Below are 20,066 nucleotides of genomic sequence, written 5' to 3'. Positions count from 1 at the left end.
CTGGGGGAGTGGCTCGGCGGTCAGGGGGTCTTCGCGGCCGGGGTCGCCCTGCTCGGGCTGTCGTACCTCGCGATCGTCACCGCCCCCGGCATCAGGCGGGTGGCGGCGTGAGCGGCCACAGGTCGGCGACGACCGCCGCGGTGTGCTCGCCGAGCCCGAGGCGGATGGCCGCCCGCAGGTCGTCGGGGGTGTCCACGTCGCGCCTGAGCGAGTCGATGCCCGGGACGCACAACTCCTTGGCCCCGGCCGCCAGGTGCTTGGCCCGCGACTCCCCGCCGAACCGCGGCCCGAACGGCCGGCCGGGCAGCACCCCGTAGAACGTCGTGCCGACGTCGAGCGCGTCCGGCACGAACGACTGGTCGAACTCCGCCGCCGCCTCCAGCGCCACCGCCAGCTCGGCCGGCCGCAGCGCGGGCAGGTCGGCCTGCAGCGCGCCCACCGCGTCGCCGGGCGCCACGCGTACGGCGTGGGCGGCCCCGGTGCGCAGCGCGGTGTTGAGCCCGCGGTCGGGGTCGGGCACCACGTCGGCCCCCAGCGCGGCCAGCGGCCCGGCGGCGGCGGGATCGGCCGTCACCACGACCACCCGGGCGACCGGCGGGCAGGACAGCGCCGCGGCCACGGTGTCGCAGGCCACGGCCACGGCGAGGCGCGTACGGTGCGGGCCCGTCGCGGCGGCGAGCCGGGTCTTCGCCGCAACCAGCGTCTTCACCGGAATGACCAGGGACCAGCGGATGCTCATAGGGTAAGCATCCCGCCTCGACATCTCCTCCGGCCAACCGGGAGACTTGGGGCGCATCCCGTACGTGTTGGAGGAGACCATGAGCCGCCCCACGAGACCGTCGCGTTTCTGGGAAACCCTGGCAGTCGTTGTGGTGAAACCCCTGTCCTGGCTCCTGGTCAAGAAAGACTGGCGACACGGCGAGCGCCTCCCGCGCACCGGCGGCGTCATCATCGCCGCCAACCACCTGTCGTGGACCGATCCCGTGCTGCTGTCGCACTTCCTGTACAACCACGGCCGCTGGCCGGTGATCCTGGCCAAGTCGGCGCTGTTCAAGGTGCCGCTCCTGGGCAAGGCCGTGCGCAGTCTGCTCGCCATCCCGGTCGACCGGGGCAGCGCCGAGGCGGCCAGGTCGCTGCGCGTCTCGTCCGAACGGCTCGCCGACGGCTGCGCGATCCTGTTCTACCCGGAGGGCACCTGCACCCGCGATCCCCGCCTGTGGCCCATGGTGGGCAAGACCGGCGCGGCCCGGCTGGCGCTGGAGAGCGGCGCGCAGGTCATCCCGGTGGCCCATTGGGGAGCACACGAGCTGCTGCCGTACGGTGAGAAGAGGCCGAGGCTGTTCCCGCGCAAGACCTTCCGGGTGTCGGTGGGCGAGCCGGTCGACCTGTCGAAGTACGCGGGGCAGCCGCCGCGCGCCGACGTGCTGCGCGCGGCGACGGCCGACATCATGGCGGCGGTCACCGCGCAGCTGGCGGAGCTGCGGGGAGAGAAGGCCCCCGAGACTCCCTACGACCCCGCCGGACGGTGATGGCATGACGAAGGTGGCCGTGTTCGGCACGGGCTCGTGGGGCACCACGTTCGCGATGATCCTGGCGGAGGCCGGCAACGAGGTCACGCTCTGGGGCCGCAGGCGCGAGCTGGTCGAGGCGATCGACCGCGACCACGTCAACCCCGACTACCTGCCCGGCGTGCCGCTGCCGCCCACGCTGCGGGCCACGACCGACCCCGAGCGGGCGCTCGCCGGGGCCGACTTCGTGGTGCTGGCCGTGCCGTCGCAGCGGCTGCGGCCCAACCTGGCGGCCTGGCGGCCGTACATCCCGGCGAAGGCCGTGCTGGTCAGCCTGATGAAGGGCATCGAGCTCGGCACGACCAAGCGCATGAGCGAGGTGATCCGCGAGGTCGCCGAGGTGCCGGAGGAGCGGGTCGCGGTCGTCTCCGGGCCCAACCTGGCCCAGGAGATCGCCCACCGCCAGCCCGCCGCGACCGTGGTGGCCTGCACCGACGTCGCGGTCGCCGAACGCCTCCAGGCCATCTGCCACCTGCCGCCGTGGTTCCGCCCCTACACCAACCCCGACGTGATCGGGGTCGAGCTGGGCGGCGCGGTGAAGAACGTGATCGCGCTGGCCGTGGGCGTCTCGGCGGGCATGGGCATGGGCGACAACGTCAGCGCCATGCTCATCACCCGGGGCCTGGCCGAGATCTCCCGGCTCGGCGCCGCGCTCGGGGCCGACCCCCACACGTTCGCCGGCCTGGCGGGCATGGGCGACCTCGTGGCGACGTGCACGTCACCGCTGTCGCGCAACCGGACGTTCGGGGAGAACCTCGGCAGGGGCATGACGCTCGACGAGGTGGTCGCGGCCACCAGGCAGACCGCCGAGGGCGTGAAGTCCTGCGAGTCGGTGCTGGAGCTGGCCAGGAAACACGACGTCGAGATGCCGATCACCGAGGTCGTCGTCGGGGTGGTCCACGACGGCATGTCGCCGTCCGAGGCGGGCATGCTGCTCATGTCCCGCTCGCCGAAGCCCGAGAGGTACGGCGTCTGACCTCGGCTGCCAGCGGAAATGTCGCAATACGGCGTGCTCGTCTCGCCGTGCCAGGGCCGTCCCGGTAGATTCGGACACCATGAGCAAGCCACGCGTCGCCGTCGTTTTCGGGGGTCGCAATTCCGAGCACGCCGTGTCCCTGATGGGCGCGGGAAGCGTGCTGGAGGCGATCGACAGGAGCAAGTACGAGGTGATCCCCATCGGGATCGCCCAGGACGGCAGATGGGTGCTGGCCGCGTCCGACCAGCGGTTCGCCATCGAGGGCGGTGAGCTGCCGGCCGTCGACACCAGCGGCGCGGCGCTGGCGCTGCCGACCGACGGCAGCTCGCTGGTGGCCTACGACCCCGGCAGCATCCCCGTGGAGCTCGGCTCCGTCGACGTGGTCTTCCCCGTGATGCACGGGCCGTTCGCCGAGGACGGCACGATCCAGGGCCTGCTCGAGATGGCCGGCGTGCGGTACGTCGGCTCCGGCGTGCTGGCCAGCGCGGTGGGCATGGACAAGGCGTACATGAAGACCGTGCTGGCCGCCGCGGGGCTGCCGACGGGCGCCTACGTCGTCGTCCGCGACCGCGACTGGCGGCTCAACCGTGAGTGCGTGCTCAAGGAGGCCGAGCAACTCGGCTACCCGGTGTTCGTCAAGCCGGCCAGGGCGGGCTCGTCGCAGGGCATCTCCAAGGCCCACGACCGGGCGAGCCTGGAGGAGGCCGTGGAGTTCGCCCGCCGGCACGACCCCAAGGTGCTCATCGAGGCCGCGATCGCCGGCCGCGAGATCGAGTGCGCGGTGCTGCAGTCGCTGGGCGACGAGCCGGCCGCCGCGTCGCTGCCCGGCGAGGTGCGGGTCGAGGGCGGCCAGGAGTTCTTCGACTTCGAGGCGAAGTACTACCCCGACCAGATGTCGCTGACCGTGCCCGCCGACATCCCGCAGGAGACCGGCGAGGAGTTGCGGGCGATGGCGGTGCGGGCGTTCGAGGCGCTGGAGTGCGAGGGGCTCGCGCGGGTCGACTTCTTCTACACGCCCGACGGCAGGCTCATCCTCAACGAGATCAACACCATGCCCGGCTTCACGTCGCTGTCGGTGGCGCCGCAGCTGTGGGCGGCCTCGGGGCTGTCGTACCCGGCGCTGGTCGACCGGCTCATCCAGCTCGCCCTGTCGCGCTCACCCGGGCTGCGCTGAGACCTGGGCGATCGGCTTCGACAGGTCGGCCAGCACCTCCGCGGCCACGTGCTCGCCGCCGACCGTGACCTCGATGTAGGCCGGATCGGTCACGGCGGTGAACAACGTGGGCCGGTCGGGATCGGCGAACCAGCCCACGCCGCCGATCTCCTGGAGCCGGTCGGTGGGCGCCATCCGGGCCGGCCGGGGCACGCCGCAGCGCAGCGCGATGGCGCCGGAGCCCCAGACGGCGACGTACGGCGACTCCGGCTCCGACGGGGTCCGCTCGTCGCCGTCGAGCGTCTCGGGCAGCAGGGTGGCGAGCTTGTCGCAGGCCGCCACCGCCTCGCCCGCCGGGACGGGCGGCTCGACGCGTACGGTGCCGCAACCGGCGAGCGTCAGGAGCACGAGCAGCACGGCTGCGGCACGCATGCGAACTACCTTCAAATATGAACGATCGGACACGTAAGAGTACGTGTGATGCCCTGCACGGCCTGGATCTGGGCGACGACGAGTTTGCCCAGCTCGTCGACGTTGTTGGCCTCAGCGCGCACGATCACGTCGTAGGGCCCCGTCACGTCCTCGGCCTGGGTCACTCCGGGGATCCCGGAGATCTCCTGGGCCACGGCGGCAGCCTTGCCGACCTCGGTCTGGATAAGGATGTAGGCCTGCACCATCACGTCCTCCCCGGGCGATTGGATCACGCCGAAGGGCCACCGTACCCTGTGTGCGTCAGGAGGTGCGCCATCACAGTCGGAGATCTCGGCGAATTCGGTGTGGTAAATCGTATTACCGCACGTCTGCCCCAGGGAGCGGCGGTAATGCTCGGCCCCGGGGACGACGCCGCCGTCATGAGCGCGCCCGACGGGCGTGTGGTCGTCTCGACGGACCTGTTGCTGGAGGGCAGACACTTCCGGCGCGACTGGTCCGGCGGCTACGACGTGGGCCGCAAGGCCGCCGCCCAGAACCTCGCCGACGTGGCCGCCATGGGCGCGACGCCGACGTCCATCGTGGTGGGGCTCGGCATCCCGGCCGACCTGCCCCTCGACTGGCTCGACGCGCTGACCGACGGCTTCCGCGACGAGTGCGCGACGGTGGGCGCCAGCGTGGCCGGCGGCGACGTCACCCGCTGCGACCTGGTCGTCCTCGGCGTGACCGCGTTGGGCGACCTGCACGGGCGCGCTCCTGTGCTGCGGTCGGGCGCGCGGCCCGGCCAGGTGGTGGCGGTGGCGGGGCGGCTGGGCTACGCCGCCGCCGGGTGGGCCCTGCTGGAGGCGGGCGTCCCGGCCGACGGCCCCGCGCTGCGGGAGGCCGTGGCGGGCCACCGCAGGCCGTGCCCGCCGTACGCGATGGGGCCCGTGGCGGCCGGGCTGGGCGCCACGGCGATGCTGGACGTCAGCGACGGGCTGCTGCAGGACCTCGGCCACATCGCCGAGGCCAGCGGGGTGCGCGTCGAGCTCGATCCTGAGGCGTTCGCCGTGGGGGAGCCGGTGGCGGCGGCGGCCAAGGAGCTCGGGGCTGATCCGCTGGAGTGGGTGCTCACCGGAGGCGAGGACCACGCGCTGGCCGCGGTGTTCCCCGCCGACGTGTCTCTGCCCGCGTCGTGGCAGGTCGTGGGACGAGTGAGCGAGGGCGAGGGCGTCGTGGTGCGCGGCCGGGAGGTCGGGCGGCGCGGATGGGATCACTTTCGGTGAGGCAGTGTCCCGATTTGAGTGACAATTTCCCGTTTTGGGGTAGCACTGGCGGGATTATTGTGACAGCGGCGTAGTAAAGGTGTTATGAAGATTGGCGGCCACGGTAACCGGCAGAAAGGGCAACCATGGGCCGCCGTCACGGCAGAGGTGGATCCGACGACGGGGACGAGTGGGGGAAGAGCGCATTCTGGGGTCCTGACGAGCAGGCCGAGCCGCCGGGCTGGCCGTCGCTGCCGGACCAGCCCGAGGTGACGGGCCAGTGGGCCCCCATGCCCCGGCGCACCGACGCGCCGCCGCCCGCGCCGCAGTCGGAGCCGTACGAGACCACCGGGGCCTTCGCGCTGCCCGGTGATCCGGCGGCCTTCCCCGCGGCCGGCAGCGCGGGAGGGTTCCCTCCGGGAGCGCCGGAGGAGGCCGGGCCGTACGAGACGACCGGCGCCTTCGCCCGCCCGCCCGAGTGGGACGCGCCCCCGAACCAGCCCTCCGGCCGTCCCTTCGACGGGCCGGACACCGGGGACTTCTTCCCCGTCTCCGCCGACCAGACGGCCGTCTTCGGCGGCGGCCCTGACGGGAGGGACGCCTTCGACGGCGACCGCACCGCCAGGTTCGACGCCCCTTACGGTGGCCCGCCCGAGGCCGGCGACCGTACGGCCGGGTTCGACGCCCCTTACGGCGGGCCGCCCGAGCCCGGCGACGTCAAGGTGGCCGGCTCGCCGACGGCCATGCCGGCCCCGGCCTGGGCGAACGCCGAGACCGGCTTCCTCGACTCCGGCTCGTTGGGCGACTCCGGCGACGAGCCCAAGGGCCGCCGCGGCCGGCGCAAACGCGGCGGCGACGACGTGCTGGCCGCCCCGGAGGGCGCCGGCAAGGGCAAGATGGCGCTGCTGTCCGTGGCCGCCGTCGCCGTCGTGCTGGGCGGCACCGTGGCGGGCGTCTCGTTCATCAGCTCGCCGGGCGACCCCGCCGCGTGCGAGGGCACGTCCTGCACGGCCGTGCAGGAATCCGCGGGGCAGCCGGCTCCCGAGGTCGCCGATCCGGTCGAGGAGGAGTCCGAGACCGTACCGGACGAGGATCCCGTGGAGGAGGAGTCCACCGCGCCGGACACCCCCACGCCGACCGCCGACTCGAACGTCGGCACCCCGCGCCGCACGGCCTCGGCCGCGCCGGAGCCCACGAGGACGAAGGCCAAGAGCCCGTCGAGCGCCACGCAGGACGAGCCGCCCGCCGACACGCCGGTCGAGGCGGTGGAGGAGGCGTCGGAGACTCCGCAGCAGGAGGTCTCGGTGCTGGACGACGCCGTCACCGACACGCTCCCGAGAAAGGAGGACGCGCCGACGCCGGCCGACACGGGGACGCCGAACGTGCCCGCGCCGCAGCAGCCCCTGCAACAGCCGGGGCAGCCCCAGCAGCTCGCGCCCGGCGGCTCCGTCGGCGTGGAGCAGTCCATCAGCCAGCGCGCGGCCTCCTACCAGGCCGAGCTGACGGTCTCGAACACCTCCGCCCGGACGCTGCAGAGCGCCACGGTCTCCATGCCGGTGAACGGCAGGGTCGTGGACGTGGACGGCGCCGACTGGACGCAGGACGGTGACCTGCTGATCCTCGACGTGGAGACCCCGCTGCCGGCCGGGGAGTCGGTGGAGGTGTCGTTCACGGCGACCGGCAAGGGCGCCGAGGCGCAGAACTGCGGGCTCGTCACCGGGGAGTGCGTCGTCACCTGAATGGTTGGATGGGGGACATGACGGTTTCGACCCCTCCACGTGTGCTGACCGTCGCCGGCTCCGACTCCGGCGGCGGCGCGGGCATCCAGGCCGATCTGAAGACCATGCTCGCCATGGGCGTCCACGGCATGAGCGTCATCGCCGCGGTCACGGCCCAGAACTCACTCGGCGTCCAGGGTTACTGGGAGCTGCCGCCCGAGGCCGTACGGGCCCAGCTCGACTCCGTGCTCGGCGACATCGGGGCGCAGGCGGTGAAGACCGGCATGCTGGCCTCGCCCGTGCTGGTGGAGACGGTGGCGGAGACGCTCGGCGGGTACGCCGCGCCGCTCGTCGTGGACCCCGTCGGGGTCTCCAAGCACGGCGACACGCTGCTCGCGCCCGACGCCGTCGAGACCATGCGGACCAGGCTGCTGCCCGTGGCGACCGTGGTGACCCCGAACCTGTGGGAGGTCGAGCAGCTCACCTCCGTGAAGGTGGAGGACGAGGACGGGCTCAGGAGGGCGGCGGACGCCGTCCTGGAGCTCGGCCCCACCTGGGCGCTGATCAAGGGCGGCCACCTGCCGGGAGCGCCGGTGGACCTGCTCACCGACGGCACCGACGAATACCGCTTCACCGCCGAGCGCCTGGACAACCGCCACACCCACGGAACGGGCTGCACGCTCGCCTCCGCCATCGCCTCCCGCCTGGCCCTGGGCGACGACGTGCCGGCCGCCGTGGGCGCGGCCAAGGAGTACGTGACGGGCGCCATCGCCCGCGGTTTCCCCCTCGGCTCCGGCATCGGCCCCGTGGACCACGCCTGGCGCTGGCGCTGACCCCGGACACGGCGAAAGCCCGCTGCTCCCGGGAGCAGCGGGCTTTCGCGGACGTGGGATTAGCGGGTGACCTTGCCCGCCTTGATGCACGACGTGCACACGTTCAGCTTCTTCGGCGTGCCACCGACGACCGCGCGAACCGTCTGAATGTTGGGGTTCCAACGACGGCGGGTGCGGCGGTGGGAGTGGGACACGTTGTTGCCGAACGTCGGCCCCTTGCGGCAGACATCGCAGACGGAAGCCACGGTATCGCTCCTTAAAACAGTCGATGTAGCCCTGTCCGCTGATGTTTCCGGGCGGAGGGCATGCCGGGACAACCGGCCAGCCAGACGAGAATATCCGATCCACACCTGTGGACGCGAACCAGAGCATCTGGATCGGACCCGGACGTCGGTATTCTCCAGCGGCAACGCTAGCGCATCCCGGGAGTCCCGGACGCGCCCCCGGCGGCGTCATCGGGATTCCTGTCGGCCGCAGGCGGTAGAACTAAATGCCGTGAGCCGTTTCGACGAGCCTCTGACGAAGGCGCTCGACCCGAAGACCGCCAAGTTGCTGCACAGCGTGCTCGACCTGGAGACGGTCGGCGACCTGCTGCGCCACTACCCGCGCCGCTACGCCGAGCGCGGCGAGCTGACCACGCTCGACGCGCTGGAGGTCGACGAGCACGTCACCGTGGTCGGCGAGGTCAGCAGGCTGATGCGCAAGCCCATGCGCAACCGCGGCGGCACCTGGCTGGAGGTCGAGGTCGTCGACGGCGACGGCAACCGGCTCTACCTGGCGTTCTTCGGCAAGGGGTCCCACGCGGCCGAGTCGCGTCTCAAGCCGGGGCGGCGCGGCATGTTCGCCGGCAAGGTCGGGCTCTTCGGCTCGCGCGGCAAGCCCCGCTGGCAGCTCGCCCACCCGGAGTTCGAGCTGTTCGAGGAGAGCGAGGCGAGCGCCGAGGAGTTCGCGGCGGCGCCGGTGCCGATCTATCCGGCGGGCAAGGACCTGACGCCGTGGGCGATCAGGCGCGCCGTCGGTGTGGTCCTCGACACGCTCGGCCCGCTCGACGACCCGCTGCCCGCCGCCCTGCGCGCCCGCCACGGGCTGCAGGATCTCGGCGAGGCGCTGGTCGCCATCCACCGGCCGAAGGACTTCGCCGAGGTGGGGTGGGCGCGCAAGCGGCTGAAGTTCGACGAGGCGTTCGTGCTGCAGGCCGTGTTGCTGCAGCGGCGCCAGGCCGCGACCGCCTGGCCCGCCAAGCCGCGGCCGAGGCGTTCCGACGGCATGCTGGCCGCCTTCGACGAGCGGCTGCCGTTCGCGCTCACGGAGGGCCAGGCCGCGGTCGGCGAGGAGATCGCCGCAGACCTGGCGCTCGAACACCCGATGCACCGGCTGCTGCAGGGCGAGGTCGGCGCCGGCAAGACCGTGGTGGCGCTGCGCGCGATGCTGCAGGTGGTCGACTCCGGGGGCCAGGCCGCGCTGCTGGCGCCCACCGAGGTGCTGGCCCAGCAGCACCACCGCTCGATCAGCGCCATGCTCGGAGACCTCGCGCAGGGCGGGATGTTCGGGGGCACCGCGGTGACGTTGCTGACCGGCTCGATGGGCGCCGCCGCCCGCCGCGCGGCCCTGCTCGACGTGGCCTCCGGCACGGCCGGCATCGTCGTCGGCACCCACGCCCTGCTGCAGGAGCACGTCCAGTTCGCCGACCTGGGGCTGGTCGTGGTCGACGAGCAGCACCGCTTCGGCGTCGAGCAGCGCGACGCCCTGCGCGAGAAGGCCGGCCAGGCCCGTCCCCACGTCCTGGTCATGACGGCCACCCCGATCCCGCGCACGGTCGCGATGACGGTGTTCGGCGACCTGGAGGTCTCGACGTTGTCGCAGCTGCCGTCGGGCCGGGCGCCCATCACCACCCACGTCGTCCCGGCCGCCGAGAAGCCCCACTACCTGGAGCGCACGTGGCAGCGGGTGCGCGAGGAGGTCGCGCTGGGCCGACAGGCGTACATCGTGTGCCCGCGCATCGGCGACCTGGAGGGCGACGAGGGCGACCTCGCGGTCTCCGACGCGGCCTCCGGTGACGAGCGCCGGCCGCCGCTCGCCGTCCTCGACGTGGCCGAGCTGCTCACCCAGGGGCCCTTCCACGACCTGCGCGTCGGCACGCTGCACGGCAAGCTGCCGCCGGAGGAGAAGGACGCCGTCATGCGGGCGTTCACGCGGGGCGAGCTCGACGTGCTGGTGGCCACCACGGTCATCGAGGTGGGGGTCGACGTGCCCAACTCGTCCGTCATGATCATCATGGACGCCGACCGCTTCGGCGTCTCCCAGCTCCACCAGCTCAGGGGGCGGGTCGGCCGGGGCGGACTGCCGGGCCTGTGCCTGCTGGTCAGCGACTTCCCCGAGGGCACGCCCGCGCGCGCCCGGCTCGACGCGGTGGCGGCCACCCTCGACGGGTTCGAGCTGTCGCGGGTCGACCTGGAGCAGCGGCGCGAGGGCGACGTGCTGGGGGCGGCGCAGTCGGGCAAGCGGTCGTCGCTGAAGCTGCTGCAGCTGCTGCGCGACGAAGAGGTGATCGCCACGGCCCGCGAGGAGGCGGCGAGGCTGCTGGAGAGCGATCCCGAGCTGCGCGCGCACGACGCGCTGCGCGCCGAGATCGACCGGCTGCTGGCCGACGAGCGGGCCGAATACCTGGAGAAGACCTGAGACGAGGCGCCGGACCGGAGCGTGGCTTGAGGTGAGGGCGCCGGAGCTCCGGCGGGAAGAGCTGATCGAAAAGACGAACCCAGCCGCGGGGACGGCCTCCCCCCGAATGCCGTCCCCGGCTGGGCCCACCCTCGGGTCAGGTGCCGAGGGAACCGGCGTGCGGAAGGGCTCACGATCACGCCGGTCGGCCTCCACGTGGGTCATCTCGGAGGCCGCAGACTCATCTTGCGTGGCCCCCCGCCCGATGTGAATCACCCTTGCGCAGTCGAGGCAGACACTTGTCCACTCTTGACCCGCGTGACCATGCGGAACAATGGGTCACATGACGCGGATCATCGCAGGCGTGGCGGGTGGGCGCCGATTGGCCGTCCCGCCGGGGCGCGGCACGAGGCCGACCAGCGACAGGGCCAGGGAAGGCATCTTCTTGACGCTCGACTCCCTGTACGGCCTGCGCGACGCCCGCGTCCTCGACCTGTACGCCGGATCGGGCGCGATCGGCCTGGAGGCCCTGTCGCGGGGCGCGGCCGAGGCCGTGCTGGTGGAGTCCGATCCCAAGGCCGTCCGCACGATCAAGGAGAACATCCGGACGCTCGGCCTCGACGGCGCCCGCCTGGTGGCCGACAAGGTGGAGCGGGTGCTCGGCAAGGAGCCCGGGGAGCCGTTCGACATCGTGTTCGCCGATCCACCGTATGCGATGGCCGACAGCGAGGTCGCGGCGACTTTGGCGCTTTTGCGGGACAACGGCTGGCTGGTTGACGGGGGATTGGTGGCGTTCGAGAGGGAAAGCAGGGGAATGCCCCTGGTGTGGCCCGAAGGGTACGTTGAGGAGAGGGTCCGTCGTTATGGCGAAGCATCCGTTTGGTACGGTCGCGCCGCCGGGAACCCGTAGACCTGGGAGGCGTCTTGCGCCGCGTAGTCTGCCCGGGGTCGTTCGACCCCATCACGAATGGCCACCTCGACATCATCGCCCGCTCCGCACGGCTGTATGACGAGGTGACCGTGGCAGTCCTCATCAACGTCGAGAAAAGCAGTCTGTTCACGGTCGACGAACGGATCGAGGTCCTGCAGACCGTCACGAAGGACTTCCCGAACGTCAACGTACGCAAATTTCACGGCCTCCTTGTCGATTTCTGCAGGCAGAACGACATTCCGGCCATCGTCAAAGGCATCAGGGTCGTCAGCGATTTCGACTACGAGCTCCAGATGGCCCAGCTCAACTACCGGTTGTCGGGCGTGGAGACGTTGTTCATGCCGACCAATCCCGAATATTCTTTCCTGTCCTCCTCGCGGGTGAAGGAGATCGCCCGCTACGGCGGCGACGTCTCGGGGCTGGTTCCCGATCTCGTCCACAAGCTGCTCATCGAGCGGCTCAGGGGCTGACCGCGACCTGCTATCCTTTCATTTCGGCCTTGTACGACGGCGAGGTTTTCGCCATGCCTAGCGAGAGCAGGATGACTCAGCACCTCGACCCCCGCTCCCCTTGGGTGATCTCCACTCACGACCTGGGAAAGCGGCCGGGCACGATGCGGCAGATGTCCCTGGTCCTCCCGGCACCGGCGGATCTCGGCGTCGACATGATCGGCGTCCCCAAAGACGCTGAAGTCGAGCTGGATCTCCGGCTCGAAGCGGTGATGGAAGGCGTGCTCGTCTCGGGCGCGGCGCGGGCCCCCCTCGCGGGGGAGTGCGCGCGGTGCCTCGACCCGGTCTCCTCCGAGATCGAGGTCGATCTGCAGGAGCTGTTCTTCTACTCCGACGAGGACGCCTCGGAGGAGGATTCACTGCTCGACGGTGAGCTGCTCGACCTCGAGCCGACGTTCCGCGACGCGGTGGTGCTCGCACTGCCGCTGAGCCCCGTCTGCCGTGAGGACTGCCCGGGGCTCTGCGTGGAGTGCGGAGTCAAGCTGGCGGAGGCCGGCGCCGACCACCGGCACGAGAAGATCGACGCCCGCTGGGCGTCGTTGCAAGGTCTGATTACCGACACAGATAACGATCAGGAGAAGTGACGTGGCCGTCCCGAAGCGAAAGATGTCGCGGAGCAACACCCGCGCCCGTCGCTCCCAGTGGAAGACGACTGCCGTCGCCCTGGTGAGCTGCCCGCAGTGCCGGTCGCCCAAGCAGCCGCACATCGCGTGCCCCACCTGCGGCACCTACAACCGTCGTCAGGTCATCGAGCCGTCCGCCTGATCCGCCAGCAGTTGACGTGATGCCGACCGGGTGCCAAAGTGCCTCGGTCGGCGTTACCGTCTCAGATGCGTGCGGCGGCGGTTCGCCCGCGGCCGTGGTGGACGCCGGGGCTACGCGTTACCCCGACGCCCACCACGTTTTCGGGCATCATTCGCAGCCGACGCGCCATGTGAAGATGTCCGAGGAGGAAACACGTGGGCGCAGGTCCTAAGCCGGTGGCCGTGGAGGTCGCCAGAGACGAGCTGGAGCGGGTCCTGTCGGTCGGGCTCGGCCCCGACATCCTGGAGCGGGCGCTGACCCACCGCTCCTACGCGTACGAGAACGGCGGCCTGCCGACCAACGAGCGTCTGGAGTTCCTGGGCGACTCGGTGCTGGGCCTGGTGGTCACCGACACCCTCTACCGCAACCACCCCGACCTGCCGGAGGGCCAGCTCGCGAAGCTGCGTGCCGCCGTGGTCAACATGCGGGCGCTGGCCGACGTGGCCAGGGGGCTCGGGCTGGGCCGGTTCCTGCGGCTCGGCAGGGGTGAGGAGGGCACCGGCGGGCGCGACAAGTCCTCCATCCTGGCCGACACCCTCGAGGCGCTCATCGGCGCGATCTACGTCGACAAGGGGCTCGACGAGGCGTTCCGGGTGGTCCACCTGCTGTTCGACCCGCTCATCGTGCGTTCGGCGTCGCTGGGCGCCGGGCTCGACTGGAAGACCTCGCTGCAGGAGCTGACCGCCTCCGAGGCGCTCGGCGTGCCCGAATACCACGTCGAGGAGAGCGGCCCCGACCACGCCAAGTCGTTCACGGCCATGGTGCGGGTCGGCGGCGAGTCCTACGGCTCGGGCACCGGGCGCAGCAAGAAGGAGGCCGAGCAGCAGGCGGCCGAGGCGGCCTGGACCCGCATCCGCGCCCGCCGCGAGCAGCGCGAGAGCCAGCCCACCGCCTGATCCCCGGAAGCGCTCCGGGGCGGCGGGTGTTGTCCTGAGGGTGAGAGGTGGGTGGCCTCGCGGTGAGGCGCCCATGCTGAGAGGGCGAGGTCGGAAGTGCCGGAGCTGCCGGAGGTCGAGGTCGTCAGGCGCGGCCTCGCGCAGTGGGTGGTCGGCCGCGAGATCGCGTCCGCGGAGGTCCTGCATCCCCGTGCGATCAGGCGCCATCTGCCGGGCGCCGACGAGTTCGCCGCCCGGCTCAAGGGCCGTACGGTGTTGTCCGCCGAGCGCCGCGGCAAATACCTGTGGCTGCCCCTGTCGGGCGCCGAGGAGGCGCTGCTGGCGCACCTGGGGATGAGCGGCCAGCTGCTGGTCGTCGCCCCCGACTCGCCGCTGGAGAAACACCTGCGGGTACGCCTGCGCTTCGAGGACGGCGGCCTCGACCTGAGGTTCGTCGACCAGCGCACGTTCGGTCACGTCATGCTCACCTCGCTGGTCGGCGGCGTGCCGGCGCCGATCGCCCACATCGCCCCCGACCCGTTCGAGGAGGCGTTCGACGAGGCCGAGTTCACCCGCAGGCTCCGGGCCAGGCACACGGAGGTCAAGCGGGCGTTGCTCGACCAGTCGCTGATCAGCGGCGTCGGCAACATCTACGCCGACGAGGCCCTGTGGATCGCCCGGCTGCACTGGTCGCGCCCGACGCAGACGCTCACCCGGCCGAAGGTGGCCGAGCTGCTCGCCGCCGTGCGCACGGTCATGGGCGCGGCGCTGGAGCAGGGCGGCACGTCGTTCGACAGCCTGTACGTCAACGTCAACGGCGAGAGCGGCTACTTCGAGCGCTCGCTGGAGGTGTACGGCCGCCGCGACCTGCCGTGCTCGCGCTGCGGCACCCCGATCATGCGGGAGGCGTTCATGAACCGCTCGTCCTACTCCTGCCCGCGATGCCAGCGACGGCCGCGCTGAGCGCCGCAAGGCCCGCCGCCACCCCCATCACCGCCGAGACGGACACCCCGTCGGCGATCCGGCCTCCGGCGAACGCGCCGAGCGCGATGGAGACGTTGAAGACGCCGACGAACAGCGCCGTGCCGAGCTCGCCGCCGCCCGTCCGCATGATCCACAGCTGCAGGGTCACCCCGATCCCGCCGTAGCCGAGGCCCCACACCAGCAGGAGCACCAGGGGCGGGCCGGTGAGCGGGAGCAGCGTGGTGGCCAGTGCCATGAGCGCGGCCAGCACGACGAGGGTCGCCCGCGGGCTCCTGGCGGCCCGCGCGCCCGCGGCGAAGTTGCCGGCCACGCCGGCGGCGCCGTACAGCAGGAGGGCGGTGCCGACGAGGACGGGGCCGGCGTGTGAGACCTCCTCCAGGAACGGACGGACGTAGGTGTAGGCGGCGAAGTGCCCGGAAACGGTCAGGGCCGTCAGGAGCAGGATCACCTTGAGCGGCCCTGAGAGCCACGTGGAGCGCTTTTCCGCCGTCCGGGCGGGTGCGTCACCCGGCGCCGGCCGCAGCGGCGGCAGCGTCGCGGCCAGCACTCCGACCAGAACCAGTGCCAGCACCCCCGCGGCGGCGAACGCGCTGCGCCACCCGGCGTACGACGAGACGAACGTCGCCGCCGGCACCCCCAGCACCGACGCCACCGACACTCCGCCCAAGATGATCGACGTGGCCCGTCCCACGTGGCGCGCGGGGACCAGGCGTTCGCCGAGACCGGCCGCGAAGGCCCAGAACCCGCCGATGCTCACTCCAGTCAGCACGCGGGCGGCCAGCATCACGGGGTGGTTCGGCGCGAGCGCCGCCGCCAGGTTCGCCGCGGCCAGCACCGCCATCAGCGCCAACAGGATCGTGCGCCGGTCGAGCCGCCGCGCGGTGACCGCCAGCGCGGGCGCGGCGACGGCGGCGACCAGGCCGGGCGCCGACATGGTCAGCCCGGCCGTCCCGGCGGACACCCCCAGGTCGGCGGCGATCGAGGTCAGCAGACCGACCGGGAGCATCTCGCTGGTCACGATGGCGAACGTGCCCACGGCCACGGAGGCCACGGCGAGCGGGCGCGCCCGTACGGAAACGTCAGTGATCGTCATGGCGTCCAGCCTGTTGCGGGGCGCCGGTGGGAACAATGACGAACCCCGAAGGCTTGCTTTAACCGGGCTAAGCGATCGGCCGGAGGGGGCCATGGAGTTCAGGGAACTGGAGTGCTTCGTCGTCCTCAGCGAGGAGTTGCACTTCGCGCGGACGGCCGAGCGCCTCTACCTGTCGCCGGGGCGGGTGAGCCAGCTCATCCGCTCGCTGGAGACCAGGATCGGCGGGCGGCTCTTCCAGCGCACGAGCAGGCGGGTGCGGCTCACCCCGCTCGGCGAGCGGTTCCTGGCCGACCTCCGGCCCGCGTACGACGGGCTGGAGAGCGCCGTGAGCAGGGCCAGAGCCGCGGCCAGGGAGGTGACCGGCGTGATCAGGGTCGGGTTCCTGGCCACGCCGACCGACGTGGTCACCGGGGCCGTGCGCGTCTTCGAGCGGCGGCACCCGGGGTGTGTGGCCGAGCTGGTGGAGATCCCGCTGTCCGACCCCTTCGGCAAGCTGCGGGCCGGGCAGGTGGACGTCGCGTTCACGCTGCTGCCGGTGGACGAGCCCGACCTCGCCACGGGCGGGGGCCTCAACCGGTTCCCCCACCGGCTCGGGCTCTCCGCGCGCCACCCCCTCGCGGGCCGGGCGCGCATCGGCGCGGAGGAGCTGGCCGGCGTCCCGCTGATCGGGCTGGACGGTCCCGCGCCGCGCTTCTGGCACGAACGCGTCGCACCCTCCGTGACGCCCTCCGGACGTGCGATTCCCCGGGCCGGAAAGGTGGCCACCACGCAGGAGGGCCTGAACCAGGTGGCGCTCGGCAGGGGCGGCATGGTGTTCTGCGCGCCTTCGGCGGAGCAGTACGGCCGGCCCGACATCCGGTTCGTGCCCGTCACCGGGCTGCCCCCATCGATCCTGGGCCTCGCCTGGCTGAAGGCCGCACAGACGGCCGCGGTGCGGGCGTTCGAGGCGGCGGCCGCCGACCACGCCGCCGAGCCGCGGGCGGCGTGACACGTCCTCCTCACGGCGCTTCGATCACTTGGGTCCGTAGGTCAGGACGACGATGCCGGACTCGAACCGCGTCGTCTCCAGCAGCCTCAGGTGCGTCACGTCCAGGCCGTCCAGGAGCCGGTCGCCGCTCCCCGCGATGGTGGGGAACGTCCAGAAGTGGAACTCGTCCACCAGGTCGTGGGCGATCAGCGTGCGGTCGAGCTCGCCGGTGCCGAACTTCAGGATGTTCTCGCCCGGCTGCCGCTTCAGCTCGGCCACCGCCGTCGCGACGTCCCCCTGGATCAGGGTGCCGTTCCAGGCGTCGGCCTCCTTCAGCGTGGTGGACGCCACGTACTTCGGCAGGCTGTTGATCCGGTCGGCGTACGGGTCACCCGTCCGGGCCGGCCAGGCCTGCGCGAACCCCTCATACGTCTCACGGCCGAGGAGCAGCGCGTCGGCGCCGAACAGCAGCTTGCCCGCGTACTCGTTGTGCTCCTCGTTCCAGTACGGCGGTCCCCACACGTGCGGCGAGCTGATCACGCCGTCGAGGGTGACGAACGTCGACTCGATCAGCTTCCTCATGGCGCATCTCCTTCGATTGCGTTCTTGGCTGTGGACACGACTTTGTCCGAGCCCGCTTACCGATTTCTGCTGATCCGCTTACGGTCGCCCGGGCGGGATGAGCTGGGCGACGCGGAGGGCCGCGGCCAGCGCGTCCGGGTCGCCGGTGCGGGTGTAGACCTCGGCCGCGGTGTCGGTGAACTTGATGACGTGCTCGTCGGCGTGGTCGACCGCCCGGTCCAGGACCTCCGCGACGGCGCCGGGGCCGTCGGGCGGGGTGGGCAGTGACGAGCGCGGCGCGGCCTCGGGCGGCGCGTACGCGGAGTAGATCGCCGCGGTGGTCGTCCAGATCGCGGTCAGGCTGGGCGTCCACAACTCCTGGGGCAGCGCGGGCAGGGTGTGCAGGACCGCGTTCGGCGCGGTGGCGGTGTGCACCAGGAGGACGGGTTGTCCGTGGCCGTGGTCGAGGTAGCGTCGCGTGGCCGCGGCGACCAGGTCCGCCAGGCGGGCCGGCACCTCCTCCGCGGTGGCCGCCGGCGCGAGGCCGCCGACCGCCGTTCGCCAGCCGGGCATGCGCGTCAGCTGGCCGAACCGGCCGGCCACGTTGCCGCGCTGGTCGGGGACCCGCGGCAGCGACTCCAGCGTGGCGAGGGGGCTGAGCCGTCCGGCGGGCGGGTTCGCGGCCGGCGCCGGCCGGGACCGCGCCGCCCAGAACGCCAGCCCGTGGGCGAGCTCGCCCAGCGTGGCGGGGTTCTCCGCGCCGGCCAGGAGGGCGCGCACCACGTGCCCGACCCGGATCACCCCGTGCGTGGTGCCCGCCACGATGCCCGGCAGCAGCCGTTCCCACCAGGTGGCCAGCACCTCCCGCCAGGGCCGTTCCGCCAGTGCCCGCTCGAAGTACGCGGTCCAGTCGCCGACCCGCCGCCCGTCACCGAGCGCCTCGCGCCAGTCGTCGTCGGTGATGGCGGCGGCACCGGTGGGCAGCTCGTCGAGCCGCTCCAGGTACGCCTCCACCCAGTGCTCCACGCAGTCGGCCCTGCCGCGCCGCACCAGCACCTCGACGGCCATCGGGCCGTGGTTGGTCAGCTGGTCCTCGCCCCATTCGGGGCCGGTGCGGTGGAAGCGTTCGTAGGCCTCGTTCAGCACTCCGCCGGTCATGGTCGTCACCTCGTTCGCGTCGCCGGGTGCTCGAAGTCTCGCGAACGCGCCGCCCGCCGTACATCCGTGCCGGCCACTCATCGACCACGCAGGCTCCACCTACTTACCGGGGGCCAAGGGGCGATGGTGAGATATGGCCGATGAGTCCGGAATCGGTGTCCCCTCGCGAGGCGGAGGTGCTGGCCCTGCTCGGCGCCCACCTGTCCAACGCCCAGATCGCCCGGCGCCTGCACATCTCCGTGCGCACCGTCGAGAACCACGTGTCCTCCCTGTTGCGCAAGCACGGCGTCGCCGACCGCCGGGCACTGGCCGCCGCCGGGCGACTGAGCACCCCGCCCTCGGGCCAGGTGGCCGGCGCGCCCACCTGGCGCACCACGTTCATCGGACGGGCGCACGAGCGTGACGCCGTGCTCGCCCTGCTGCGGCCCGGCGAGCTGGTGACCCTGGCCGGGCCGGGCGGCGTCGGCAAGACCAGGCTGGCCGCGGCCGTCGCCACCGGCGCGGCCCCGGAGTTCCCGCTGGGCGGGGCGTTCGTGGACCTCGTGCCGGTGCGCGACGGGCAGGTCGCCGGGGCCGTCGCCAGGGCGCTGGGCGTGGGCGAGGCGTCCGGCCAGTCGCTGGAGGACGCCGTGGCGCACGCGCTCGGCCGGGACCGGCGGCTGCTGGTCCTCGACAACTGCGAACACGTGCTCGACGCCGCGGCCGCCCTCGCCGACCGGGTGCTCTCCCAATGCCCGGACGTCACCGTGCTGGCCACCAGCCGGGAACGCCTCGGCGTGCCGGGGGAGCGGGTGTTCCCGATCGCGCCGCTGTCGCTGGCCTCCGACGCCGAGACGTTGTTCGCGGACCGGGTCGCCGCGGCCGACCCCGGATGGGCCTCGGGCGCGCCCGAGCCGGCGATCGTCGCCGAGATCTGCGCCCGGCTGGACGGCATGCCGCTCGCGATCGAGCTGGCCGCCGCCCGCTGCGCCTCCCTGGGCGCCGAAGGCCTGCTGGCCGCCCTGGACGACACGCTGCGGCTGCTGACCGGCAGCCGCCACCCCGACCAGCGGCACCGCTCCCTGCGCGCGGTGATCGGCTGGAGCCACGACCTGCTCGACCCCGACGAACAGGCCCTCTTCCGGCGGCTGGCCGTCTTCGCCGGCGCGTTCCGGCTGGAGGCCGCCTGCCGCGTGGCCCCGTACGCGTCCCGGGCCGCCGTCGCCGACGTCCTGGGCCGGCTCGTGGACAAGAGCCTGGTCGTACGGGGTCGCGCCACGGACTCCTGGCGGCTGCTGGATACCGTGCGGGCGTACGCCCAGGAGCGACTGGCGGCGAGCGGCGGCCTGGACGAGACCCGCGACCTGCACCTGCGCTGGGCCGCCGACGCCGCCGAGGCGCTCACCGGGCGCCTCGACGGTCCCTGGCGGGAGGGCTTCGACGCGGTGTGCGACGACCTGCGCGCCGCGTTGCGCACCGCCCCGCCGGGGCCGGGCGTGGTGCCGCACCGGCTCGCCCGTTCGCTGGGCCGCCTGACCTACGCCCGCCGCCTGCTCAGCGAATCCCTGGAGCACTTCCAGCAGGCCGCCCGCCACGCCCCCACCGCCTCGGCCGCCGCCGCGGACC

22 protein-coding genes are annotated in these 20,066 nt (G+C 72.6%); 15 read left to right on the top strand and 7 right to left on the bottom strand.

Going from position 1 to position 20,066, the window contains the following annotated elements:
- Window positions 1-91: 91 nt before the first annotated feature.
- Window positions 92-739 (bottom strand): 2-phospho-L-lactate guanylyltransferase, encoded by a 648-nt coding sequence (gene cofC, locus C1J01_RS31090; RefSeq protein WP_181449056.1) that lies wholly within the window; start codon window positions 737-739, stop codon window positions 92-94.
- 130 nt (window positions 740-869) lie between these two features.
- Between cofC and C1J01_RS31085 the strand changes: the two genes are divergently transcribed.
- The 3 genes from C1J01_RS31085 (at window position 870) to C1J01_RS31075 (ending at window position 3,718) form a co-directional block, all read left to right on the top strand.
- Window positions 870-1,529, top strand: coding sequence for a lysophospholipid acyltransferase family protein (locus C1J01_RS31085; protein WP_235854780.1), 660 nt, complete (start codon window positions 870-872; stop codon window positions 1,527-1,529).
- A 4-nt stretch (window positions 1,530-1,533) separates the two neighbouring features.
- Window positions 1,534-2,544 carry an NAD(P)H-dependent glycerol-3-phosphate dehydrogenase gene (locus C1J01_RS31080; RefSeq protein ID WP_111182529.1) on the top strand — a complete coding sequence of 337 codons (1,011 nt, stop codon included), beginning with the start codon at window positions 1,534-1,536 and terminating at the stop codon, window positions 2,542-2,544.
- 79 nt (window positions 2,545-2,623) lie between these two features.
- Window positions 2,624-3,718 carry a D-alanine--D-alanine ligase family protein gene (locus C1J01_RS31075; protein ID WP_111182528.1) on the top strand — a complete coding sequence of 365 codons (1,095 nt, stop codon included), beginning with the start codon at window positions 2,624-2,626 and terminating at the stop codon, window positions 3,716-3,718.
- Here the strand turns inward: C1J01_RS31075 and C1J01_RS31070 are convergent.
- Together C1J01_RS31070 and C1J01_RS31065 are read right to left on the bottom strand one after the other, a co-directional pair.
- A complete protein-coding gene (locus tag C1J01_RS31070) occupies window positions 3,701-4,129 on the bottom strand; it encodes a DUF3515 domain-containing protein (protein WP_111182527.1) in 429 nt (142 codons plus the stop codon). The two genes, C1J01_RS31075 and C1J01_RS31070, sit on opposite strands and share 18 nt — an antisense overlap.
- A gap of 11 nt (window positions 4,130-4,140) precedes the next feature.
- On the bottom strand, window positions 4,141-4,374 hold the full coding sequence (locus C1J01_RS31065; protein ID WP_111182535.1) for an Lrp/AsnC family transcriptional regulator: 234 nt from the start codon (window positions 4,372-4,374) through the stop codon (window positions 4,141-4,143).
- A 48-nt stretch (window positions 4,375-4,422) separates the two neighbouring features.
- Between C1J01_RS31065 and C1J01_RS31060 the strand changes: the two genes are divergently transcribed.
- The 3 genes from C1J01_RS31060 (at window position 4,423) to thiD (ending at window position 7,921) form a co-directional block, all read left to right on the top strand.
- On the top strand, window positions 4,423-5,391 hold the full coding sequence (locus tag C1J01_RS31060; protein WP_146615783.1) for a thiamine-phosphate kinase: 969 nt from the start codon (window positions 4,423-4,425) through the stop codon (window positions 5,389-5,391).
- A 125-nt stretch (window positions 5,392-5,516) separates the two neighbouring features.
- Window positions 5,517-7,109 carry a hypothetical protein gene (locus tag C1J01_RS31055; protein ID WP_111182526.1) on the top strand — a complete coding sequence of 531 codons (1,593 nt, stop codon included), beginning with the start codon at window positions 5,517-5,519 and terminating at the stop codon, window positions 7,107-7,109.
- Between the two features lie 8 nt (window positions 7,110-7,117).
- Window positions 7,118-7,921, top strand: a complete 804-nt coding sequence (gene thiD / locus C1J01_RS31050; protein WP_111182525.1) for a bifunctional hydroxymethylpyrimidine kinase/phosphomethylpyrimidine kinase — start codon at window positions 7,118-7,120, stop codon at window positions 7,919-7,921.
- Between the two features lie 59 nt (window positions 7,922-7,980).
- Here thiD and rpmB read toward each other — a convergent pair whose 3' ends face one another.
- Window positions 7,981-8,166: a 50S ribosomal protein L28 gene (gene rpmB / locus C1J01_RS31045; RefSeq protein WP_043618345.1), complete on the bottom strand. Its 186-nt coding sequence runs from the start codon at window positions 8,164-8,166 to the stop codon at window positions 7,981-7,983.
- Window positions 8,167-8,416: 250 nt separating this feature from the next.
- On the opposite strand from rpmB, the gene recG reads away from it, so the two are divergent.
- From recG to mutM, 7 genes are all read left to right on the top strand, one after another.
- Window positions 8,417-10,600: an ATP-dependent DNA helicase RecG gene (gene recG / locus C1J01_RS31040; RefSeq protein ID WP_111182524.1), complete on the top strand. Its 2,184-nt coding sequence runs from the start codon at window positions 8,417-8,419 to the stop codon at window positions 10,598-10,600.
- Window positions 10,601-10,922: 322 nt separating this feature from the next.
- Entirely contained in the window at window positions 10,923-11,489 is a 567-nt protein-coding gene (gene rsmD, locus C1J01_RS31035; RefSeq protein ID WP_111182533.1) for a 16S rRNA (guanine(966)-N(2))-methyltransferase RsmD, read from the top strand.
- A 14-nt stretch (window positions 11,490-11,503) separates the two neighbouring features.
- Complete coding sequence (gene coaD / locus C1J01_RS31030) at window positions 11,504-11,980, top strand: pantetheine-phosphate adenylyltransferase (RefSeq protein WP_111182523.1); 477 nt, start codon at window positions 11,504-11,506, stop codon at window positions 11,978-11,980.
- 53 nt (window positions 11,981-12,033) lie between these two features.
- Window positions 12,034-12,603 (top strand): YceD family protein, encoded by a 570-nt coding sequence (locus C1J01_RS31025; RefSeq protein WP_111182532.1) that lies wholly within the window; start codon window positions 12,034-12,036, stop codon window positions 12,601-12,603.
- A 1-nt stretch (window position 12,604) separates the two neighbouring features.
- Window positions 12,605-12,784 carry a 50S ribosomal protein L32 gene (rpmF, locus tag C1J01_RS31020; RefSeq protein WP_033409409.1) on the top strand — a complete coding sequence of 60 codons (180 nt, stop codon included), beginning with the start codon at window positions 12,605-12,607 and terminating at the stop codon, window positions 12,782-12,784.
- A gap of 215 nt (window positions 12,785-12,999) precedes the next feature.
- A complete protein-coding gene (gene rnc, locus C1J01_RS31015; RefSeq protein WP_111182522.1) occupies window positions 13,000-13,719 on the top strand; it encodes a ribonuclease III in 720 nt (239 codons plus the stop codon).
- Between the two features lie 96 nt (window positions 13,720-13,815).
- Window positions 13,816-14,661, top strand: coding sequence for a bifunctional DNA-formamidopyrimidine glycosylase/DNA-(apurinic or apyrimidinic site) lyase (gene mutM, locus C1J01_RS31010; protein ID WP_111182521.1), 846 nt, complete (start codon window positions 13,816-13,818; stop codon window positions 14,659-14,661).
- Here mutM and C1J01_RS31005 read toward each other — a convergent pair.
- A complete protein-coding gene (locus C1J01_RS31005; RefSeq protein WP_181449054.1) occupies window positions 14,609-15,775 on the bottom strand; it encodes an MFS transporter in 1,167 nt (388 codons plus the stop codon). The genes mutM and C1J01_RS31005 overlap by 53 nt on opposite strands.
- A gap of 91 nt (window positions 15,776-15,866) precedes the next feature.
- Here C1J01_RS31005 and C1J01_RS31000 point away from each other — a divergent pair, with 91 nt between their 5' ends.
- Window positions 15,867-16,763: a LysR family transcriptional regulator gene (locus C1J01_RS31000; protein WP_111182520.1), complete on the top strand. Its 897-nt coding sequence runs from the start codon at window positions 15,867-15,869 to the stop codon at window positions 16,761-16,763.
- A 24-nt stretch (window positions 16,764-16,787) separates the two neighbouring features.
- Here the strand turns inward: C1J01_RS31000 and C1J01_RS30995 are convergent, their stop codons facing one another.
- Both C1J01_RS30995 and C1J01_RS30990 read right to left on the bottom strand, forming a co-directional pair.
- Window positions 16,788-17,324, bottom strand: a complete 537-nt coding sequence (locus C1J01_RS30995) for a dihydrofolate reductase family protein (RefSeq protein WP_111182519.1) — start codon at window positions 17,322-17,324, stop codon at window positions 16,788-16,790.
- Between the two features lie 78 nt (window positions 17,325-17,402).
- Window positions 17,403-18,461 carry a questin oxidase family protein gene (locus tag C1J01_RS30990; protein WP_111182518.1) on the bottom strand — a complete coding sequence of 353 codons (1,059 nt, stop codon included), beginning with the start codon at window positions 18,459-18,461 and terminating at the stop codon, window positions 17,403-17,405.
- Window positions 18,462-18,616: 155 nt separating this feature from the next.
- Here C1J01_RS30990 and C1J01_RS30985 point away from each other — a divergent pair.
- On the top strand, window positions 18,617-20,066 hold a 1,450-nt coding region (locus tag C1J01_RS30985; RefSeq protein ID WP_220040187.1), incomplete at its 3' end, for an ATP-binding protein.

Origin of the sequence: Nonomuraea aridisoli, assembly GCF_003236395.1 — a bacterium.
GTDB lineage: Bacteria > Actinomycetota > Actinomycetes > Streptosporangiales > Streptosporangiaceae > Nonomuraea > Nonomuraea aridisoli.
Note: the sequence above shows the minus strand (reverse complement) of the source record. Positions and strands in the feature narration are given on the sequence as shown.

Bases quoted from the DNA above. Each gene is read 5' to 3' on its own strand.
- cofC (WP_181449056.1), bottom strand. From the start codon at position 739: ATGAGCATCCGCTGGTCCCTGGTCATTCCGGTGAAGACGCTGGTTGCG.
- C1J01_RS31080 (WP_111182529.1), top strand. From the start codon at position 1,534: ATGACGAAGGTGGCCGTGTTCGGCACGGGCTCGTGGGGCACCACGTTC.
- C1J01_RS31075 (WP_111182528.1), top strand. From the start codon at position 2,624: ATGAGCAAGCCACGCGTCGCCGTCGTTTTCGGGGGTCGCAATTCCGAG.
- C1J01_RS31070 (WP_111182527.1), bottom strand. From the start codon at position 4,129: ATGCGTGCCGCAGCCGTGCTGCTCGTGCTCCTGACGCTCGCCGGTTGC.
- C1J01_RS31065 (WP_111182535.1), bottom strand. From the start codon at position 4,374: ATGGTGCAGGCCTACATCCTTATCCAGACCGAGGTCGGCAAGGCTGCC.
- C1J01_RS31055 (WP_111182526.1), top strand. From the start codon at position 5,517: ATGGGCCGCCGTCACGGCAGAGGTGGATCCGACGACGGGGACGAGTGG.
- thiD (WP_111182525.1), top strand. From the start codon at position 7,118: ATGGGGGACATGACGGTTTCGACCCCTCCACGTGTGCTGACCGTCGCC.
- rsmD (WP_111182533.1), top strand. From the start codon at position 10,923: ATGACGCGGATCATCGCAGGCGTGGCGGGTGGGCGCCGATTGGCCGTC.
- C1J01_RS31025 (WP_111182532.1), top strand. From the start codon at position 12,034: ATGCCTAGCGAGAGCAGGATGACTCAGCACCTCGACCCCCGCTCCCCT.
- C1J01_RS31005 (WP_181449054.1), bottom strand. From the start codon at position 15,775: ATGACGATCACTGACGTTTCCGTACGGGCGCGCCCGCTCGCCGTGGCC.
- C1J01_RS31000 (WP_111182520.1), top strand. From the start codon at position 15,867: ATGGAGTTCAGGGAACTGGAGTGCTTCGTCGTCCTCAGCGAGGAGTTG.
- C1J01_RS30995 (WP_111182519.1), bottom strand. From the start codon at position 17,324: ATGAGGAAGCTGATCGAGTCGACGTTCGTCACCCTCGACGGCGTGATC.
- C1J01_RS30990 (WP_111182518.1), bottom strand. From the start codon at position 18,461: ATGACCGGCGGAGTGCTGAACGAGGCCTACGAACGCTTCCACCGCACC.